Source organism: Anabaena sp. UHCC 0187 (assembly GCF_009712035.1).
In the GTDB taxonomy this organism is placed as follows: Bacteria; Cyanobacteriota; Cyanobacteriia; order Cyanobacteriales; family Nostocaceae; genus Dolichospermum.
The window spans coordinates 56,769-74,778 of sequence record NZ_VILB01000006.1 but is presented as its reverse complement, the minus strand read 5'-3'; the positions used below and the strand labels follow the sequence as shown (position 1 = coordinate 74,778).

19 protein-coding genes and 2 riboswitches are annotated in these 18,010 nt (G+C 38.6%); of the genes, 8 read left to right on the top strand and 11 right to left on the bottom strand.

Going from position 1 to position 18,010, the window contains the following annotated elements; genetic code table 11:
* Positions 1–174: 174 nt before the first annotated feature.
* Together cydB and FJR11_RS06005 are read right to left on the bottom strand one after the other, a co-directional pair.
* Positions 175–1,188 (bottom strand): cytochrome d ubiquinol oxidase subunit II, encoded by a 1,014-nt coding sequence (gene cydB / locus FJR11_RS06010; protein ID WP_168502800.1) that lies wholly within the window; start codon positions 1,186–1,188, stop codon positions 175–177.
* Between the two features lie 11 nt (positions 1,189–1,199).
* Complete coding sequence (locus FJR11_RS06005; RefSeq protein WP_168502799.1) at positions 1,200–2,642, bottom strand: cytochrome ubiquinol oxidase subunit I; 1,443 nt, start codon at positions 2,640–2,642, stop codon at positions 1,200–1,202.
* A gap of 172 nt (positions 2,643–2,814) precedes the next feature.
* Positions 2,815–2,957, top strand: a riboswitch (cobalamin riboswitch).
* A gap of 298 nt (positions 2,958–3,255) precedes the next feature.
* Between FJR11_RS06005 and FJR11_RS06000 the strand changes: the two genes are divergently transcribed.
* Both FJR11_RS06000 and FJR11_RS05995 read left to right on the top strand, forming a co-directional pair.
* The gene (locus tag FJR11_RS06000) at positions 3,256–3,666 is read left to right on the top strand and encodes a DUF1636 family protein (protein WP_168502798.1); all 411 of its coding nucleotides are present in this window, start codon (positions 3,256–3,258) and stop codon (positions 3,664–3,666) included.
* 490 nt (positions 3,667–4,156) lie between these two features.
* On the top strand, positions 4,157–5,185 hold the full coding sequence (locus FJR11_RS05995; protein ID WP_168502797.1) for a serine hydrolase: 1,029 nt from the start codon (positions 4,157–4,159) through the stop codon (positions 5,183–5,185).
* Positions 5,186–5,223: 38 nt separating this feature from the next.
* Here the strand turns inward: FJR11_RS05995 and FJR11_RS05990 are convergent, their stop codons facing one another.
* The 7 genes from FJR11_RS05990 to rpsB all read right to left on the bottom strand — a co-directional run bounded on the left by FJR11_RS05990 (position 5,224) and on the right by rpsB (position 11,052).
* Positions 5,224–6,042, bottom strand: coding sequence for an energy-coupling factor ABC transporter ATP-binding protein (locus FJR11_RS05990; RefSeq protein WP_168502796.1), 819 nt, complete (start codon positions 6,040–6,042; stop codon positions 5,224–5,226).
* Positions 6,023–6,829, bottom strand: a complete 807-nt coding sequence (cbiQ, locus tag FJR11_RS05985) for a cobalt ECF transporter T component CbiQ (protein WP_168502795.1) — start codon at positions 6,827–6,829, stop codon at positions 6,023–6,025. Before cbiQ ends, FJR11_RS05990 begins: the two co-directional genes overlap by 20 nt.
* Positions 6,826–7,128 (bottom strand): energy-coupling factor ABC transporter substrate-binding protein, encoded by a 303-nt coding sequence (locus FJR11_RS05980; protein ID WP_168502794.1) that lies wholly within the window; start codon positions 7,126–7,128, stop codon positions 6,826–6,828. The genes cbiQ and FJR11_RS05980 overlap by 4 nt, the downstream gene beginning before the upstream one ends.
* Positions 7,115–7,897 carry an energy-coupling factor ABC transporter permease gene (locus tag FJR11_RS05975; protein WP_168502793.1) on the bottom strand — a complete coding sequence of 261 codons (783 nt, stop codon included), beginning with the start codon at positions 7,895–7,897 and terminating at the stop codon, positions 7,115–7,117. Before FJR11_RS05975 ends, FJR11_RS05980 begins: the two co-directional genes overlap by 14 nt.
* Before the next feature lie 27 nt (positions 7,898–7,924).
* Positions 7,925–8,065: riboswitch (cobalamin riboswitch) on the bottom strand.
* Between the two features lie 29 nt (positions 8,066–8,094).
* Positions 8,095–9,003 carry a hypothetical protein gene (locus tag FJR11_RS05970; protein WP_168502792.1) on the bottom strand — a complete coding sequence of 303 codons (909 nt, stop codon included), beginning with the start codon at positions 9,001–9,003 and terminating at the stop codon, positions 8,095–8,097.
* Positions 9,004–9,239: 236 nt separating this feature from the next.
* Positions 9,240–10,181 (bottom strand): translation elongation factor Ts, encoded by a 942-nt coding sequence (tsf, locus tag FJR11_RS05965; RefSeq protein ID WP_168502791.1) that lies wholly within the window; start codon positions 10,179–10,181, stop codon positions 9,240–9,242.
* Between the two features lie 97 nt (positions 10,182–10,278).
* Positions 10,279–11,052: a 30S ribosomal protein S2 gene (rpsB, locus tag FJR11_RS05960; protein ID WP_168502790.1), complete on the bottom strand. Its 774-nt coding sequence runs from the start codon at positions 11,050–11,052 to the stop codon at positions 10,279–10,281.
* Positions 11,053–11,436: 384 nt separating this feature from the next.
* On the opposite strand from rpsB, the gene FJR11_RS05950 reads away from it, so the two are divergent.
* The 3 genes from FJR11_RS05950 (at position 11,437) to FJR11_RS05940 (ending at position 13,390) form a co-directional block, all read left to right on the top strand.
* Positions 11,437–12,498, top strand: coding sequence for a D-alanine--D-alanine ligase family protein (locus FJR11_RS05950; protein ID WP_168502865.1), 1,062 nt, complete (start codon positions 11,437–11,439; stop codon positions 12,496–12,498).
* Positions 12,499–12,684: 186 nt separating this feature from the next.
* Positions 12,685–13,104, top strand: coding sequence for a hypothetical protein (locus FJR11_RS05945; protein ID WP_217358213.1), 420 nt, complete (start codon positions 12,685–12,687; stop codon positions 13,102–13,104).
* Positions 13,105–13,201: 97 nt separating this feature from the next.
* On the top strand, positions 13,202–13,390 hold the full coding sequence (locus FJR11_RS05940) for a four helix bundle protein (RefSeq protein WP_168502788.1): 189 nt from the start codon (positions 13,202–13,204) through the stop codon (positions 13,388–13,390).
* Here FJR11_RS05940 and FJR11_RS05935 read toward each other — a convergent pair.
* On the bottom strand, positions 13,353–13,610 hold the full coding sequence (locus FJR11_RS05935; protein ID WP_254444693.1) for a ParA family protein: 258 nt from the start codon (positions 13,608–13,610) through the stop codon (positions 13,353–13,355). The two genes, FJR11_RS05940 and FJR11_RS05935, sit on opposite strands and share 38 nt — an antisense overlap.
* Before the next feature lie 143 nt (positions 13,611–13,753).
* On the opposite strand from FJR11_RS05935, the gene FJR11_RS05930 reads away from it, so the two are divergent.
* The 3 genes from FJR11_RS05930 to FJR11_RS05920 are packed head-to-tail and all read left to right on the top strand — an operon-like array spanning position 13,754 to position 15,240.
* Positions 13,754–14,599: an urease accessory protein UreD gene (locus FJR11_RS05930; RefSeq protein WP_168502787.1), complete on the top strand. Its 846-nt coding sequence runs from the start codon at positions 13,754–13,756 to the stop codon at positions 14,597–14,599.
* Positions 14,600–14,609: 10 nt separating this feature from the next.
* A complete protein-coding gene (gene ureA / locus FJR11_RS05925) occupies positions 14,610–14,912 on the top strand; it encodes an urease subunit gamma (protein WP_168491828.1) in 303 nt (100 codons plus the stop codon).
* A gap of 22 nt (positions 14,913–14,934) precedes the next feature.
* Positions 14,935–15,240, top strand: a complete 306-nt coding sequence (locus FJR11_RS05920) for an urease subunit beta (RefSeq protein WP_174762940.1) — start codon at positions 14,935–14,937, stop codon at positions 15,238–15,240.
* Positions 15,241–15,297: 57 nt separating this feature from the next.
* On the opposite strand, the gene FJR11_RS05915 is transcribed toward FJR11_RS05920, so the two are convergent.
* Positions 15,298–17,985, bottom strand: coding sequence for a pentapeptide repeat-containing protein (locus FJR11_RS05915; RefSeq protein WP_168502786.1), 2,688 nt, complete (start codon positions 17,983–17,985; stop codon positions 15,298–15,300).
* Positions 17,986–18,010 lie beyond the last annotated feature (25 nt).

Sequence of the window (18,010 nt, the reverse complement as noted above, 5' to 3'; positions counted from 1 at the left end):
TTCATACTTAATTTCAGCAATAGCTTCAAATATTTGTACAAGAGAAGGAAAATATAGCATTTCCTAGTCTCATGATGTCCAAAAACATCTGTGTTTATCTGTGTTCCATTCTTACTGCTTGTATCTCACTTGAATGGGAATTGCTATAAACCTATCTCCTGCTACAATACCAATTTATTCTCCCTCTTCACTAATGACTACTTTACCTCGAAAGACAAAATAATTGTAGATGTTGTAAAACAACATAATCGGAATCAAAAATCCAATGAACGTAATCATGAACACCATTGAAGTAGCAGAAGATGCCGCTTGATAAATGGTAATAGTGGGGGGAATAATGTAGGGAAAGGCAATAAATCCTAAACCAATAAATGTCAGCAGAAAGACTAATGCTGTGTAAACAAATGAAGCAACTTCCTCTTTCTTGTTTAGACTTTCTAACAGCAACCAAATCAGCAGCATACCCAATAAAGGAATTAGGGCAAAGATATAAACTTCTGGTTGATGAAATAGCCTAGCTCTAGCATTTTCATAGACAATTGGCGTAGTAATGGTAATTAAAATTGCGCCAATAAAAGTTGTCCAAGCTGCTAATTTGGCAGTGCGAAAATGAGTTTCTTGTAATGTACCTTCAGTTTTGAGAATCAGATAAGTTGAACCAATCAATACATAACCTTGGACAAGGGTTAATGCTGTTAATAATGATTGCCAACTTAACCAATCCCACATTCCTCCAATAAAATGTCCGGCTACATCAACTTTGATTCCTGCTAATACACCACCCAAGGCAAATCCTTGAAATAAAGAAGCAATAAAACTACCGATTCCAAAGGCAAGATTCCAGAAACTTTTATTATCAGAATGTTCCCGAAATTCAAAAGCAACAGCCCGTAAAATTAACCCCACAACCATCACCATAAGAGGCAAATAAAGGGCATTGAGAATTGTCCCATAAGCTAGGGGAAAAGCCCCAAATAATGCCCCTGCCATCAAAACTAACCAGGTTTCGTTAGCATCCCAAACGTTACCTAAACTGGTCATTAATAAACTACGACGTTTTTCATCGGAAGAAGTTAAAGAGAGGATACCAACCCCTAAATCAAAGCCATCTAAAAGCACATAGAGAAACAGGAAAAGCCCCAAAATTACAAACCAAACTTGCGGTAGAAAGTGCAACAAAGCTTCCATATAACTTCTTCCTATTGTGGCGTTTCTAGGGGACGACTATCGGGAATATGACTGACTGATTCAGTGGCAATTACTGTATTTATCTCACCTCCAGGTATTGGTAAAGTTAAATCTGGTCCTTTGCGAATAATACGGCTACCAAAAAACATCGCACAAACAAACAAAACGCTGTAAAGAAGGGCAATAACTGTGAGGGAAAATAACACTTCACCAGCTGGTAAATGAGAAGCCGCGTCAGTCGTGCGAATTTGTCCATATACTGTCCAAGGTTGTCGTCCCACACAGCGAACAATCCAGCCTGATTCAATCGCAATATAGCCCAAAGGTGCAGCTAAAATCCAAGCCCGTAACAACCATTTTTGCTGATTGATATTATTGGCATTCAGTTTACCTCTGAGCCATTGCAGAATACTCCACAACATTAATCCTACTAAGAAAAAGCCGATTCCTGCCATGATTCGGAAAGAATAGAAAATCAAAGGAATCATTGGTGGACGGTCTTCTGGTTTCCATTCCTTGAGTCCTAAAACTGGTTCTGAAAGTTTTGGTTTGAGTTCTAAAATGTAACTTAAACCATTAGGAACAGAAATTTCCCAATCATTTTTTTCAGCTTTTCTATTGGGAATTGCTAATATATTCCATTTGGCAGATTCACCAGCCGGGACTGTTTCCCATTGGGATTCTATTGCGGCTAATTTAGTGGGTTGATAGTGATAAACTTGATCGCCACTAGCGTGACCAATGTAGACTTGTAAGGGAGCAACAAAAATTGCGATCGCTAAAACTATTTTAAATGATTTGCTGAAAAATTCTGAATGGCGATTATTGAGAATATACCAAGCACTAATGCCACCAATCACAAATAAAGAAGTCTCCAAAGTTGCCAAGAACATATGGAGAACACTATTCACCATGAAGGGATTTAAAATTGCTTGAAAATAGTCTTCAACAATAAATTTACCATTCACCATTTGTCCACCACTAGGAGTTTGAAACCATGAATTAGCAACCAAAATCCAGAATGTGGAAAGATTCGCCCCAAAAGCCACAAGAATAGTCGCTAAATAGTGAATTACAGGAGGAACTCGCTCCCAACCAAACATCATAATTCCTAAAAAAGAAGCCTCTAGCATAAATGCCATTGAGCCTTCAAATCCCAGAATACTACCTAAGAAATCTCCCACTGCTTCTGATAATGGGGCCCAGTTAGTCCCAAACTGAAAACCCATTGGTAAACCTGATGCAACTCCGATACCAAAGTTTAGTAAATAGAGTTTTGACCAAAAACGAGCGTGATGATAATAAGTAGGATTTTTGGTTTTTAACCAGAGTCCTTCCACCACAATTAAGTAAATAGACATACCTGTAGTGAGAACAGGCCAAATCATGTGAAAAATCGCCGTAAATGCAAATTGCAACCGTGATAACGCGACGGTATTAGATAAAATTTCCATACTCTTTAAGGGAGTTACGCAAAAGGGCTAAATACCTATTTAGGATATACAGTAATATTTGTTTACATGGTATTACTTCCAAAAGTTTTAAGCTTTGAAATGTTTGACACAAATAGGCACAAGTGTACAATTCAAGCTACCGTTCCCATTGACAACAAACGAAAAGAATGGTAATATCCTACTTCATATCGGTTTTAGTGAAAATAACCATTAAACGTAAGGGGGAAAGTCTGGTGTAAATCCAGCGCTGTCCCGCAGCTGTAATGAGATTTATATCTCTGAGTCAGAATGCCCGCCGAAAGTAAAACAACCTATATCTATCTGCGTGGTACAGATAAATAAATTCATGAATATTTCCATCAAAATTAATCAGTTTAGCTTCAGAGAATCTCTACATATAGTATCTTGCTCTGAGATAATTAACAGTCAATTTAATTGTTTGCACCCTTGTACCAACGAAATCGGTAAGCTTATATGACTGATGCTTATTGCTATCTTTCATAGACTTTTCCAAATTTTAAGTAGATATAGCGATTAGATATCTAGCAGTACCCCTACTGCAAAGGACTCTCATGTCTGCATTTATGACTGATTCTTACACATTTCTAAATCAATGCTCAATCAAAAACATAGTCTATTTGTCTGCACAACTTGTGGTGGTAAATGGCAAGACGGTAAGCGGGTTGGTGAAAGTAAAGGCGAACAACTACTACAACAGCTTCAAGAACTTGCACAAGATAGCGAATTGCACAATCAATTCTGTATTCAAGGGGTTGAATGTATGAGTGCTTGTAGTCATTCCTGTGTGATTGCTTTTGCAGCGGAAGGAAAATCAACATATCTCTTTGGTGATTTACCCATAGACAGTAGTGCATCTGCGGTACTAGAATGTGCAAGCCAGTATTACACCAAATATGATGGTTTATTGCCTTGGTCAGAACGTCCAGAACCTTTAAAAAAAGGTATTCTAGCAAAGATTCCCCCAATAAATAAGTGGACGCAATCAAACAACAATTGTTGCTAATTAATAGCTGAATTTATCCAGATTAAAGTTTTATAGGCGGAAGGAATGCGACCAGCAAATAGTGTTTGGCAAGGAAATTTTGGTTACTGGCAAAAATGTCTTAAAAGTGACTTTTTTCTTACACGGACAATTTTTGAGTGCTAATTTGTTTGGTTCTACCGCTCCCCTTATGGAAAAGAATATTAATTTAATTTCTGTAGGTTGGGTTGTAGCTTGCTTCCCGCAGGGTACGAAGACCAAACCCAACATTGGCGGTAAGATAGTAAGATTTGTTGGGTTTCCTTGCGTCAACCCAACCTACAATAAATGTTGTTTTACATAAAGGGAACGGTAGAGGCATTTATTTTATGGAATCTAAATTTGGGAATTATCAAAAGAAAGTTAACCAAAATGACTTCTGAAACAAATTCCCAAATCAATCAATCCTGATTTCATTGACTTGTTTAGAAAATATCTGTAAGTAATTTCAATCCTCTCCTCACAAAACTACATGAAACTACGTTCATTACTCTTATTTAGTATCACGACTTCTCTGCTATTCTCTTTACCAGTTAAGGCAAATACCGATCATAACCAAGTTGAAAACCCAACTAGCTGGAGTCGAAATAAATCAAATGTCCAATTGCCAGAAATTAAATTTATTCCCCCAAATTCTGTCAGCAATATCAGTCCAACAGATACTCGTAACTTCCCTGGTATATTTCCTTTAGGAAGAGAAATTTCAGAACTACAAACTCCCATTAAAACATTAATGGCTCGCTACAAATTTCTCTCTCCTGGGATCTTCTTTATGGACTTGGAAACAGGAGATTATTTAAGCATTAATGGAGATAAATCTTTTGCGGCTGCTAGTACAATTAAATATCCGATTTTGATTGCTTTATTTCAGCAAGTAGATGCTGGAAAAATTCGATTAGATGAAACTTTGGTAATGGGTAGGAAACATATAGTTGGTGGCTCTGGAAATATGCAGTATGGGCGGGTAGGAAGTAAGTTTAGTCTCTTAGAAACTGCAACTAGAATGATGACTATTAGCGATAATACTGCAACAAATATGATCATAGATCGTTTAGGCGGGATTACTCAATTAAATCAAAAATTTCGCAGTTGGGGATTGCAAAATACTGTCATGCGAAATCGTCTAGGAGATTTTAAAGGAACTAATAAAACCAGTGCCAAAGATTTGGTAAAACTATCAGCTTTGATGGAAAATAATCAGTTACTTTCCAGTACAAGTGAATTGCAAGTAATAGGTATTATGAATGGTTGTCGGAATAGAAGTTTATTACCTTCTGGTTTAGGTTCTGGGGCAAAGATAGCGCACAAAACAGGAACACTTAGGTTTATATTAGGAGATGCAGGTATCATTGAAACGTCATCAGGTAAGCGTTATTTAGCAGGGATTTTCGTGCGAAGACCGAATCATGATGCTAGAGCAAAAGATTTTATTCGTCAAGTTTCTCAGGTAGTCTATGGTTATTTTGACCAACCAAAAATGAGTACCCAAGTAAGATTATAGACTTACTATTCAAGTCAGTTAAGAACTACTGTAAGTCTTTATTTGACTTGAATAAATCTTTCTATAATTATTTTCTCTTCAGGAGATAGTCCACTAAACAACATCTCATATATTAATGGTACACCCAATTCTAATTCTTCCAAAAGTGTGCGCTGGCTAAATACATCCTCTGGTGTTCCTTCTAGCATCAATTTTCCTTGATCCATGACAAAAACCCAATCTGCCCAGCGATAGACTAAATCTAAATCGTGAGTTGCCATTAATAGAGTATTGCCATTTTGATGAATTTTCTTGAGGGTTTTCATGAAGTTTCGAGTATGCCTAATATCTAAATATGCAGTTGGTTCATCTAATACTAATAGTTGCGGTTGCAGTACCATGACATCAGCTATGGAAACTCGCTTTTTTTGCCCTAAACTTAAATGATGTACTGGGGTTTCTGCTAAATCAGTTAGTCCAAATTCAATTAAAGCTTGTGCTACTCGATCCTTAATTTCTGTTTCGGGTAAACCTAAATTACACAAACCATAAGAAATATCTTCTTCAACCGTAGAAGCTACTAATTGTTGTTCTGGATCTTGAAATACTAAACCAACTTTTTTGCGAATTTTACTGAGATATTGACGATTATAAATTAATGGTTTGCCACACCAACTGACAATTCCCGAATTTGGTTTATAAAGTCCGTTAGCTAGTAAGAAAAGTGTGGTTTTACCACAACCATTTTGACCAATTAAGGCACACTTTTTCCCGGAAGGAATCCTCATGGTTAAACCATTTAAAGCTGATTGCTTTAGCTTTGCTGAACCTGGATAAGTGTAATATACCTGCTCAAATTCAAGTAAATATTCCTGCATTTTGGCAAATTTCTAATCCTATTAATAATACACAGCCACAAATTGCTTCAATGGTATATCGTGGAGATGAACGATAACGTCGGGGATGCCAAAATCGCAATTCACCACTAAAACCCCTTGCTTGCAGTCCTAGAGAAAATTGACTATATTGTTGTAAAGTTCGCTGTAATAATTGTCCAATTAATAATGCTAAACTTTTCATGCTAGTATGCCAATTGCGGTAGCCACCACGAGATTTTTGTGCTGTCAATAATTCATTAGCTGTTTTTAGCAGAATGAAAATAAACCGATACATTAGTAATAATAAATCGGTTAAGAGTGCTGGAAATCTCAAGTAACGGAGAGTTTGCAAAATTTCTGTGAACGGGACAGTTAACATGAGAAAATATAAACAAGAAACAGAGGCTAATGATCTAGTTAAAATTTCCCATGCTTGCATACTGCCAGTACGACTAATGTAAATATAGAATTGTCCAAAAGTCATTCCATACCATGAGTCTAATTGGACGATTGGCAAATTAGCAATTGCAATTCCATTTACCATGAGTGCGGGTAAACTTGTTAAACAAAAAACTATGGTGAACATTAACAATCGCCAATAAACACCAACAGGAATTTTTGCATAAATTACTGTCCAAATGCTCATCCAAATTACTATCAAGATTTGGACTAAAGGATGAGTGCAAAGAGAAATAATCAGAGTCGTCAAGGCAAAAATCAATTTATGTTCTGGCGGTAATCTTCGCAGTTGATTCGTGTAAGCTAGGGTATCTAATTGTAGAGTCATTCTTCCCGTCTTTTTTGTTCGGAACGTCCTTTATATACACCAATTGCATAACCAACTACTCCCGCACCTAAAGCCGCTTGAGAAGCAAATAATAAACTGGCTATTTCTCCACTAGCCGGTTCAAATATTGATTTAACCCAAGGTTTATATTCAGGTTGTATTTCTGTAATAGCGGCTTTAGCTTTGTCATCAGAACCACCAAATTTTCCATTACGCACAAAGATTAATGGTGCAACTGCTAAAGCTAAAACGCCTAATATTAAAAACCAGTTATTTAAACTTTTTTTAGATTGATTCATTACTGTGATTTCTTCCCTTAATTAATTGCAGAAGTTCCAATTCTTGAGGATTATAAGATTGTAACCAGTTCCAAACCAAGACAGTTAATAATCCTTCACTAATTGCTAAGGGTACTTGAGTAATTGCAAAAATTCCTGCGAACTTGGCAAATGAAGCGATAAATCCACCCACAGGTGCAGGAAAAGCCAAGGCTAGTTGGATAGAAGTAATAATATAGGTGAGTAAATCTGCCAATGCTGCGGCTAAAAATATGGCGATTGTTTGTTTACCACTCAGGCGCATGGTGAGATTATAGATCCAGTAGGCTGCGAATGGTCCAGCAATTGCCATTGAAAAAGCATTTGCACCCAAGGTAGTTAATCCACCATGTGCCAGTAACAAAGCCTGAAATAACAATACTAAGCTACCCAAAACTGTCATCGTCAGGGGTCCAAACAGCACCGCACCTAAACCTGTTCCTGTGGGGTGAGAACAGCTACCTGTGACAGAAGGGATTTTTAACGCTGACAGGACAAAAGTAAAAGCACCAGCCAAACCTAACAAAAGTTTCAACTCTGGGTTAGCTTGGGTAATCCGAGTCAGACTCCGCAACCCTAAAATAAAAAATGGTAATGCCACAACCCACCAAAAAATCGCCCACTGCACTGGTAAAAAACCTTCCATAATGTGCATTGCGTAGGCAGGTTTGGGAAAACCAACTACTAAATAAAAGCTAATAACAGCCATCAGTGTTAGACTCACTAACGCCTGTTTTTTTCTAGTTATCATCTGTACCTCGCAGATTTATATAAACGTCTTCTTTTCTTTTCTATCGGCGGGCATCCTGACTCACCATATTATGGCTCACAGTTGCGGGACAGCGCCGGATTTGCACCAGACTTTCCCCCTCACGTCCAATGGCTGCTCCCCATTAGAACCGATAGTCACAACTATATCACTTCTATTTTTAATTCCTCAAAAAGGTACTAATCTTCAAACCAACTGGCACGCCAAGCAGCTTCAGCTTCAGAAATTTTAAGTTCTCGTTGCCTTTTTTGATATTCTCGTCCTAGTTTATTCAGTCGCATTAAGATATTACTAATTCCCTTGCGCTCTGACAATAGTGTCGTTTCAGCAAATTCTATTTCTCCGAGTCGCAGGTGAATAGCCACAATCTGAGTCAGGCTAGAATCTTCGGAATCTTCCTCGTCACTAATTTCTATGACTAAGTTTAATAGATTGGGAGGGCTAGGTATCATATTACTAGAACCTTCTGAGGAAGCAGCAGCAGCGGTGGCGGCGGCTAATATGGGTTCTGGTAGTTTTTTAGGTAAAACCCCGGTTTTTTGGATTAAAATATTAACTGCTTGGGAGACTTTTTGCAAAGTTTCTTGAATCTCTTCTTCTAAATCTTGTTGCCATTCAACTAGTTCTATGGGGTTAGAAGGATCTAAGGCTTTAGGTTGTTGTTCTTGTTGTTCTTGTTGTTGTTCTTGTTGTTGTTCTTCTTTTTCTTCTAGTTTTTCTGTGTTTTCCTCGTTTTCTTCTTCAGTTTTCTCTTCTTTCTCCGCTTGTTTCTCCGCATCTACAACTGTTTCTGTTTCGGTAACTTCTGGGGGTTGAATATAATTAATTAATTCTTTAGCGGCTTGTTGACTTAATTTACGAATACCTTGCTGTAATTTTTGCCGCTGATTTAGTGATAATTTGAGAAATTCATCAGGATATTCTTGGGTACACAGGTAATAACTAGCTAAAATTAATTGTTTTTGTAAGGCTGATCCCAAGATATTTATATATTTAGTATAGGCTAAATTGAGTTCTTGAGCGATCGCACTAATCGCCTCTTTTAAGTCAGTAATATCTTTTTCTATCCGTTCAATTGCTCTTGCCATAACTTTAAGCTGGTCAGTTGTCAGTTGTTAGTTGTCCGTTGCTTTCTATAGTACAAATATACTTAATTTTGAATAAATAATTATCATTTAAATAAAATACAGGCCAGCATATTGTGCGTGGCCTGTAATAGAAATAGTTATTAGTCAAAGGTAAAAGTCCATAATCAGCAGCCAACTATTAAGTACATATGCTTAACCACTGACAACTGACCACTGACAAATGACTAAAAACAAAATTACTTAGCACCAATTTGGGCAGCAACTTCATCAGCAAAGCTCATTTCGTTCTTTTCAATGCCTTCACCGAGTACATAGCGCACAAAGCGACTAACTTGAATTTCTTCGCCAATTTTGGATTTTACTTGCTTCACCAAGTCTTCTACGGAAATACTTTGATCACGGATATAAGGTTGATCTAGTAAAGTCATTTCTTTAAGGCGCTTATCAATTCTACCTTGAACAATCTTTTCTTTGATGTTCTCTGGTTTGTTACCCAAGTCGTCCTTACCCATTTCGATGCCTTTTTCTTTGGTGACAATTTCGGCAGGGATTTGGTCTACGCTAACGTATTCAACGTTGGGACAAGCGGCAACTTGCATTGCTGCATTTTTAGCCAAACTTTGGAATTCTTCATTAGCAGCGGCTGAAGCACTTTGAGCGGTCAATTCCACTAATACACCAACACGACCACCAGTGTGAATATAGCTATCTGCTATTCCTGATGTGTTAGCTAGAGAGAAATTAACAAAGCGACGCACTTGAATATTTTCACCAAGGGTAGCAATGGTTTCTTTGATGAATTCATCAACAGTGACGCTGGACTTTTCAATATAGGGTTGAGCCAATAAAGACTCCACACTATCAGTAGTTGCAGCTTGTTGTGCCAGATTCTTAACTAAGGCTTTAAAAGCTTCATTGCGGGCAACAAAGTCGGTTTGGCAGTTAACTTCTATAAGTACACCTACCTGACCATCAGGCTGAATGTAGGTATCTACTAGACCTTCTGCGGCAATGCGACTGCTTCCTTTATCAGCTTTGGCAATACCTTTTTGCCGTAACCAGGTGGTTGCTGCTTCGATATCGCCGTCATTTTCCTTTAGTGCTTTTTTGCAGTCCATCATGCCAGCACCGGTTTTTTGGCGTAGCTCTTGGACGAGTTTTGCAGATATTTCCGCCATATTGCCTCAATTCTTAACTTGACAGATACAAATATTATTCAAGATTCTAAGATGAATCCTGCTCATCTTAGAATCGTTTAATCCTGATTACAGATACTTATGCTTCGCCTTCTGATTCAGTGCTATCACTTTCATCGTATTCGTAGTCTTCGTCAGCGTAATCATCGTAATCTTCTTCCGCTTCTAGCTGACCGTGACGGCCTTCGTAGATAGCATCTGCTAATTTACCGACAATTAGCTTAATGGATCTGATTGCGTCGTCGTTGGCTGGGATAGGAATATCTACAACGTCTGGGTCACAGTTTGTATCTAACATAGACACAATGGGGATACCCAATTTTTCGCATTCTTGAACTGCGTTATATTCCCGCTTTTGGTCAACAATAACCACGATATCGGGGACTTTCCGCATATTTTTAATGCCGCCCAAGTATTTTTGTAGCTTCGTCATTTCCCGACGCAGCATGGAGGCTTCTTTCTTTGGTAATAAATCCAGTGCGCCGCTTTCTTCTCTCCGTTCTAAATCTTTGAGACGCTCGGCTCTGGTTTTAATGGTTGCCCAGTTGGTGAGCATTCCACCCAACCAACGTTGGTTAATGTAGTGAGAACCACAACGGAGGGCTTCTTGGGCAATAATTCCGGCTGCTTGGCGCTTAGTACCAACAAACAGGAATTTTTTACCTTGCTCTGATTGAGTCCGCATATAATTATATGCGTTATCCATCAACTGGGCTGTTTGCACCAAGTCAATGATATGTACACCATTTCGTGAGGTGTAGATATAAGGAGCCATTTTGGGGTTCCAACGTCTGGTCTGGTGACCAAAGTGAACACCTGACTCCATCATTTGAGCCAAGGAAACTACTGGCATATTTTATTACTCCTATTCGGGTTAAACCTCCATCTAGGTGCATTTCTCAATTTAAGAAACACCCGAATTCCCAGATGTGCGGATTTTAGACAACTGTACTAGGGTAACACAAATATATTGAGTTTTGTGGTGAACTTGGATTTTTGGGGAAAGGAGTCAGGAGTCAGGAGTCAGGAGTCAGGAGTCAGGAGTCAGGAGTCAGGAGTCAGGAGTCAGGAGGAAGAAGAAAGAAGAAAGAAGATAATATTACCTGTTCCCCAGTCCCCAGTCCCCAGTCCCCAGTCCCCAGTCCCCAGTCCCCAGTCCCCAGTCCCCAGTCCCCAGTCCCCAGTCCCTTTTTTTGGTAATAATGGAAATTGCGGATCTGTGGAGATATATAAAAAAATGACTAAGCTACGGGTGGGTTTGCTATTTGGTGGACGTTCTGGAGAACATGAGGTTTCAATAATTTCGGCACGGGCGATCGCTCAAGCTCTCAGTTTAGAAGAAAATGCGGATAAATACGAAGTTTTGCCTTTTTACATCCAAAAAGATGGTGTTTGGCAAGCAGGAGAAGTTGCACAACAAGTTTTAGCATCTGGTGTTCCCACAGAACCGCTCACCATAACCCCTAATTTATGGCAATTTCCACCAGAAATTGAAGAAGTTGACCTTTGGTTTCCCGTTCTTCACGGGCCCAATGGCGAAGATGGTACAATTCAAGGCTTACTAACTTTAACGCAAGTTCCCTTTGTGGGTTCTGGGGTATTAGGTTCAGCAGTGGGTATGGATAAAATTGCCATGAAAATGGCTTTTGCCCAAGCGGGATTACCGCAAGTAAAATATAAAGCTGTTACCAGGGCGCAAGTTTGGTCAAATGCTTGCGTATTTCCCAAACTGTGTGATGAAATTGAAGCCACATTGGGCTATCCCTGTTTTGTCAAACCTGCTAATCTAGGTTCATCGGTGGGAATTGCCAAAGTGCGATCGCGTCAAGAATTAGAAGTAGCTTTAGACAATGCAGCCACCCATGACAGACGGATTATTGTGGAAGCTGGAGTTGTGGCCAGAGAAGTTGAATGTGCGGTTTTAGGTAACGACAACCCCAAAGCTTCCGTCATTGGTGAAATTACCTTTGATAGTGATTTTTACGATTACGAAACTAAATATACTCCAGGAAAAGCTGATTTATTCATTCCTGCTAAGTTACCAGATACAGTAGCACAGCAAATTCAAGACATGGCTTTACAAGCTTTTGCGGCTGTTGATGCGGCGGGGTTATCCAGAGTAGACTTTTTCTATGTGGAGGCTACGGGAGAAATTTTCATCAACGAAATTAACACTTTACCAGGATTTACTTCTACAAGTATGTATCCTCAACTCTGGGCTAATACTGGTATACCCTTTGCCCAATTGGTAGATCAGTTAATTCAACTAGCAATTGAAAGACATTCTCCAGTTAATTAAGAGGATTAGGGAGAGGATATAGCGGATTAGATAAAGGGGGAAAATAAATATTTTCCTCTTGTCTTAACTATGATTTGTGTGATTGATGTGATTAAAGTGATGGATAATGAACAAGAGTTAAAAAAAAATAAAGATCCTAGAAAAAATCTAGTAAATCTATTGAGAAAATACCCTGGAATCTGGTTTTTGAGTTTATTCTTAATTCCTCTAGGAGTTGCAATTTTTGCCTATAATCAACTGAGTTATACTGGCTATCTGCCACAAAAAGCACAGGAAGAAACCCCATTTATCCCAGTACAATCAACAATTTCCACATTTTCTGATACTAGTAATCCTCTACCTCTATGGTTGATAATTGCGGTGATCTTCTGCTGTTCTACAGGTTCGTTTGTAATTTTCTACCTACTGCAAAACTCACGAGAAACGCAAAAATCTATTCAACGCAATCGCAACAGTCACAAATTGAATCCCCAGAAGCGTCATAAATCCATAAATTCCCCATCTGACGGCAAAAATTTGCTGATAATTTCCCCACCAGAGAAAATCTATCCTCTCAATGCCAATACAGAATTTTTCAGAGACAGACAAGACTCACGATTTCTTTAAACACTTGGAAATACAAGACTTTCAAGAAAATGCCAAGTTGGCAACCAAGTTTTAATGGTCTAAGTTACATTGATGCAAGATAAATGATTTTAATCGTGTGATTATTTCGGGCAATACCTTAGTTTGTCCCAACATTTTATGGATATTGCACCAAAAGTGCTATTTCCTCACTAAACTTTTTCCCAAAGACGAGCTATATGCTATGGTTCAACAAATTAGAAGAAGTGCAGTATCCATCCCAGCTAATATTAATTACCATTGGCTAAAAAATATTCATAATTTTTAAACAAAAAAGGTAATGTCAACCCTCGGTTATTATATTGCCATTCCCAAACTTCCTCAGACATTAAGGCAGTAGTTAAGTTACTTTGGGGGTCTAAGTCAATAGCAAGAACACGCTGACCATACATTGTATCCCCTGCTAAATACTCTGCTAAGGCCATAACAAGGGTAGTTTTGCCAACTCCACCCTTAAGGTTGCAAACACTAATTACTTTAGCTGTCATATTTTTTGGTAGATGCTGTATTTATGGAGATACTATTCTATTTTGCCCGAAAATGGTACTTAACGTTTACCTGCAAAAAAATTCCTGATTGTGAATTATGATTTGAATTATACTTTAGATGATTACGTAATTTTGGCTCGAAAATGAGCAAACTTTTAGAAACAAAAATTTCCAGCACTTGGCATGGCAAACTTAACTTAGTTTATGCTAATCACCAAGATTCCACTCAGTTAATTTACAACCACCATCAAGCCCCTTTTAAGGTACAACGCCCCTTTTACCCAGAAGGTAAAAAAATTTGCCATAGTGTAATTTTACACACTGCTGGCGGCGTTGTCGGAGGCGATCACCTATCTTCCCAAATTCATCTTCAACCCCAAACAAACGCATTAATTACCACCGCAGCCGCAGGTAAAATATATCGCAGTAATGGCTTACCAGCAAGACAAACCATAGAAATACAAATTGATGCTCATGCTTGTTTAGAATATTTACCCCAAGAAACAATTTTATTTAATGGGGCAATTTATCGCCAAGATTTACGGGTAGAATTAGCTACGGGTGCGAGTTATTTAGCCTGGGAAATTACGCGATTTGGCCGCAGTGCTAGGGGTGAGAAATTTTTACAGGGAGAGATGCGATCGCACACGGAAATCTGGCAAAATGGTATACCGTTGTGGATTGATAGACAAATCGTCCCCGGTAGCGAAGAAGTATTTCACAGTCCCCACGGTTTAGCAGGAAAACCCGTTGTTGGTAATCTAGTTTGGGTAGGAACTCCGGTTTCTGAAGAAATTATTGACGAAGCTCGTTCTTTAATCATTCCCAACTCTTGCGCTGGAGTAACTCGCTTACAACAGGGATTTTTGTGCCGATATCGTGGTAATTCTACATCTGAAGTCAGAAGTTGGTTTACAAATATTTGGCAAATATTACGAGTATCTTGTCTAAATCGTGGTAATTGTATTCCCAGAGTTTGGCAAATTTAAAGGATAAAAAATGCAACTTACACCCCAGGAAAAAGACAAATTATTAATTTTTACCGCTGCTTTAGTCGCGGAAAGACGCAAAAATAGAGGTTTAAAATTGAATTATCCTGAAGCAATTGCTTTTATTTCTGCGGCTATTTTGGAAGGAGCAAGAGATGGTCAAACTGTAGCAGATTTAATGAGCTATGGCACAACTTTATTAACTCGTGATGATGTCATGGAAGGAATTCCAGAAATGATTCATGATGTCCAAGTAGAAGCCACTTTTCCTGATGGGACAAAGTTGGTAACTGTACATAATCCAATTAGATAATTTTCACGCAAAGGAAAAAATTATGATCCCCGGAGAAATTATTACCCCAATAGGTGAAATCGAATTAAATGCAGGTCGTCCCACCACTGAATTAATAGTAGGAAATACAGGAGACAGACCAATTCAAATTGGTTCACATTTTCACTTTTACGAAGTTAATACCGCTTTAAACTTTGACAGAGAAAAAGCGCGAGGAATGAGATTAGATATCCCCGCCGGAACAGCCGTGAGATTTGAACCAGGAGATGAAAAAGAAGTTACTCTAGTTCCTCTAGTTGGTAGCCGTCAAATCTATGGATTCAACGGCAAAATCAATGGAAATCTCTAAAAAACAAATTTCAATTGCATAATTAGAGCAGACATTATATCTGTTTTAGTGTAACTCTTATTCATCTGCCAAGAAACTTTCTCCCCATTTCAACTCAACTTTACCACTGGGACTAAATACAACCTTAAATTCGGTTACAGACTTACTAATTACTAGCTTAGTAGGTAATATGAGAGTGTCATCTTTTGCCTTACCGTCATCAGGTTTAGATAACAATTTAGGTAAAGGTGTGGTTTGCAGTAAATCAATCGCCAATTTATCAATTGGCTCATAGGAAACAATTGCTCCTTCTGAATCTACCAACACCCGATAAACTAAATCTCGATCAAAATTAACAGATGTTTCCTTAGATTCTTTGTTGTTAGATATTTGCCAATTTTGAACAATGAGTTTTTGTAGATCCTCTTGCAACTTCTGGATCTTTTTCTCATCGGTAATAGCTGTTAGAGAATTAGCAATAGAAGGATCTAAACTAGAGGGAATTGAGGTAGGTATCAGACTAGCTCCAGCTTGCAGAGGAATTAGTTTTTTGAGCGTATTTTTCTCTAAATCCAGCGCGTTACCCATCAAATCATTGACTTTTTTCCGGTCAGTGACGGTCAGTAAGCGATGTTGGAATACTATGTGTTTATATTCTTTGGAAATTTTCCCTTCAATGACACTAATTGCGTGTTTACCAGCCTCCTCAGCCGCATAGCTGGGAGCTTCATCCACAATTGATTGCAGAGGTTGATTAGGGTCAAGCAGCATATTTGCCAACTTACGAGTTAAAGGAACAATCCCATACACAGTTACCTTTTTCTTTAACCCCAATTCCCTAACTGCTTGGAGAGCAATTTCTGTAGTCATTTCCGAACCACCCCACAAAACATTAATATTTGGGTGGCGTTTGAGCATAGCTTTCACTTTATCCACATCTTCTGGGGTTCTAGCATCAGTCGTTCCCGTTTCCGTCCATTTGACATTGGTATCTTTTATCCCTTGGAAAAAGCCCTGTAAATAAGGATAAAGACGGGTTGAATCTGCCCCATCAACTAAACCCACATTTAGGTCTTTTACCTGTTTCCTGTTCCTGTCTAATGCCGCATTGCCCATATACTGCCCTAGATCATAACCCATGCGTGAAGAATCACTTTCATAACAAGCAAACACGACTTTCTGAGCTTCTTTGGGCAAGCAATCACCGATATTAACTACCACCACACCGGAAACATAAGCCTGGAGAATACTAGGTACAGATTTCTGTGGATCTAGAGGTCTCATCACGATCGCATCAACATCTTGAGTGAGTAGTTGTTTGATCCCTTGAGCTTCTTCCTGAACAGTTTCTCCAGTTTTAATGGGGATAATTTCGACTTGTTTATTTTCTTTAGCCAGCCTTTCTAAGCCTTGTTGATACAACTTATAGGTTAAGTTATCGTTGGGAACAATAAATCCGATTTTATACTTATCTGGGGTGTCTTTGATAGTTTCTGCTTCCCAGTTTTTATCTTTAGCAGCTTTGTCCCAATTATAAGATCGTTTCAGTTGATCCACTGACCAAAACTTAGCTCGTTTCAGGTTAGCACGCTCAAATTCAGTGCCAATTGTGATTGTTTCATTCCCCATATCCACATAGCGAAGCAAAGCTGCTTTGAAATTAGTTTTGTAGAGATCAGCACTTTGCAGATTAGCACGGCTAAGATTAGAACCTTGAAAATTTGCTTGGTTGAGATTTGCCCCTTCTAAATCAGCCCATAGCAAGCGAGAGTTAATTAGTGATGCTTTGCTTAAGTTAGCATCTCTTAAATAAATCCGACTCATGCGGCTGCTATCAAGATTCGCTTCCTCTAAATTGGCTTTCTCCAAATAAGCGGCTCTGAGAATTGCCCCTTTGAGGTTCGCACCTTTCAAATTTGCTCCTTTCAGATTTGCTCTTTCCAGGTTTGCGCCCTCTAAATTAGCTTCTTCCAGGTTTGCCCCCTCAAGGTTTGCTCCGCTTAAATTTACGCCGGATAAATCCATTCGGGACAGGTCAAATCCTTCATATCTGTAAAACTGCGGTGGCCATTGGGCAATCCTACCCCAATTCCATTCAAATTTATAACACTTATTAAGTTCAACTCCTTCTAAGTTGGCCTTGGGAGCTTGTTCTCCCAATAGACTCTCACAGGCTTTATTCAGATATTCTATAGCTTCAATTCTTGATTCAGAATATTCAACTCCCTTCTGATTTCTAATTTCTTGTCTAGCGTTATCAAGAGCCTCTTTTTCTCTCTGAGGTGCTTCCACAAAGTAAGCTCCCATTGCCGCTAACAATGTAAATTGACCAATAACTGTGGCTAAACTGTAGAGAGAAACATTTTCACACCATTTAACAAAGTCTCCCAGTCGTTGATCTAAAAACGTGAGGGGGTTTAACCATAAATGCTTCTCTGGTTCTGGTTCTTGTTCTGAGCAGTAAAATTCCCACATTCGCCGATAGGTTTCGGGTGGGATATCTAGCCTTTTCGCTTCCTGAAGGATTTTGTACTCCCGTTTGACTGGATCTTCAATAGAAGAAATTTCCTGAAAGCTATTCTCTAAATTTCGGATAACTCCTTCCAATTCAAAAATTTCAGCTTTTTCTTGGGGTGATATTTTAGTATTTTTTGTCTCACTTGTTTCTATATATGTTATGTCTTCTACCTCGGGTTCGTCCGTAGTAATTCTTTGTAGATGTTGAGCATTTGCGGTTCTTCTAAGCCTGGAAAAGTTACTAGACATAATTATTTAGTGTATTCAGTAAAAA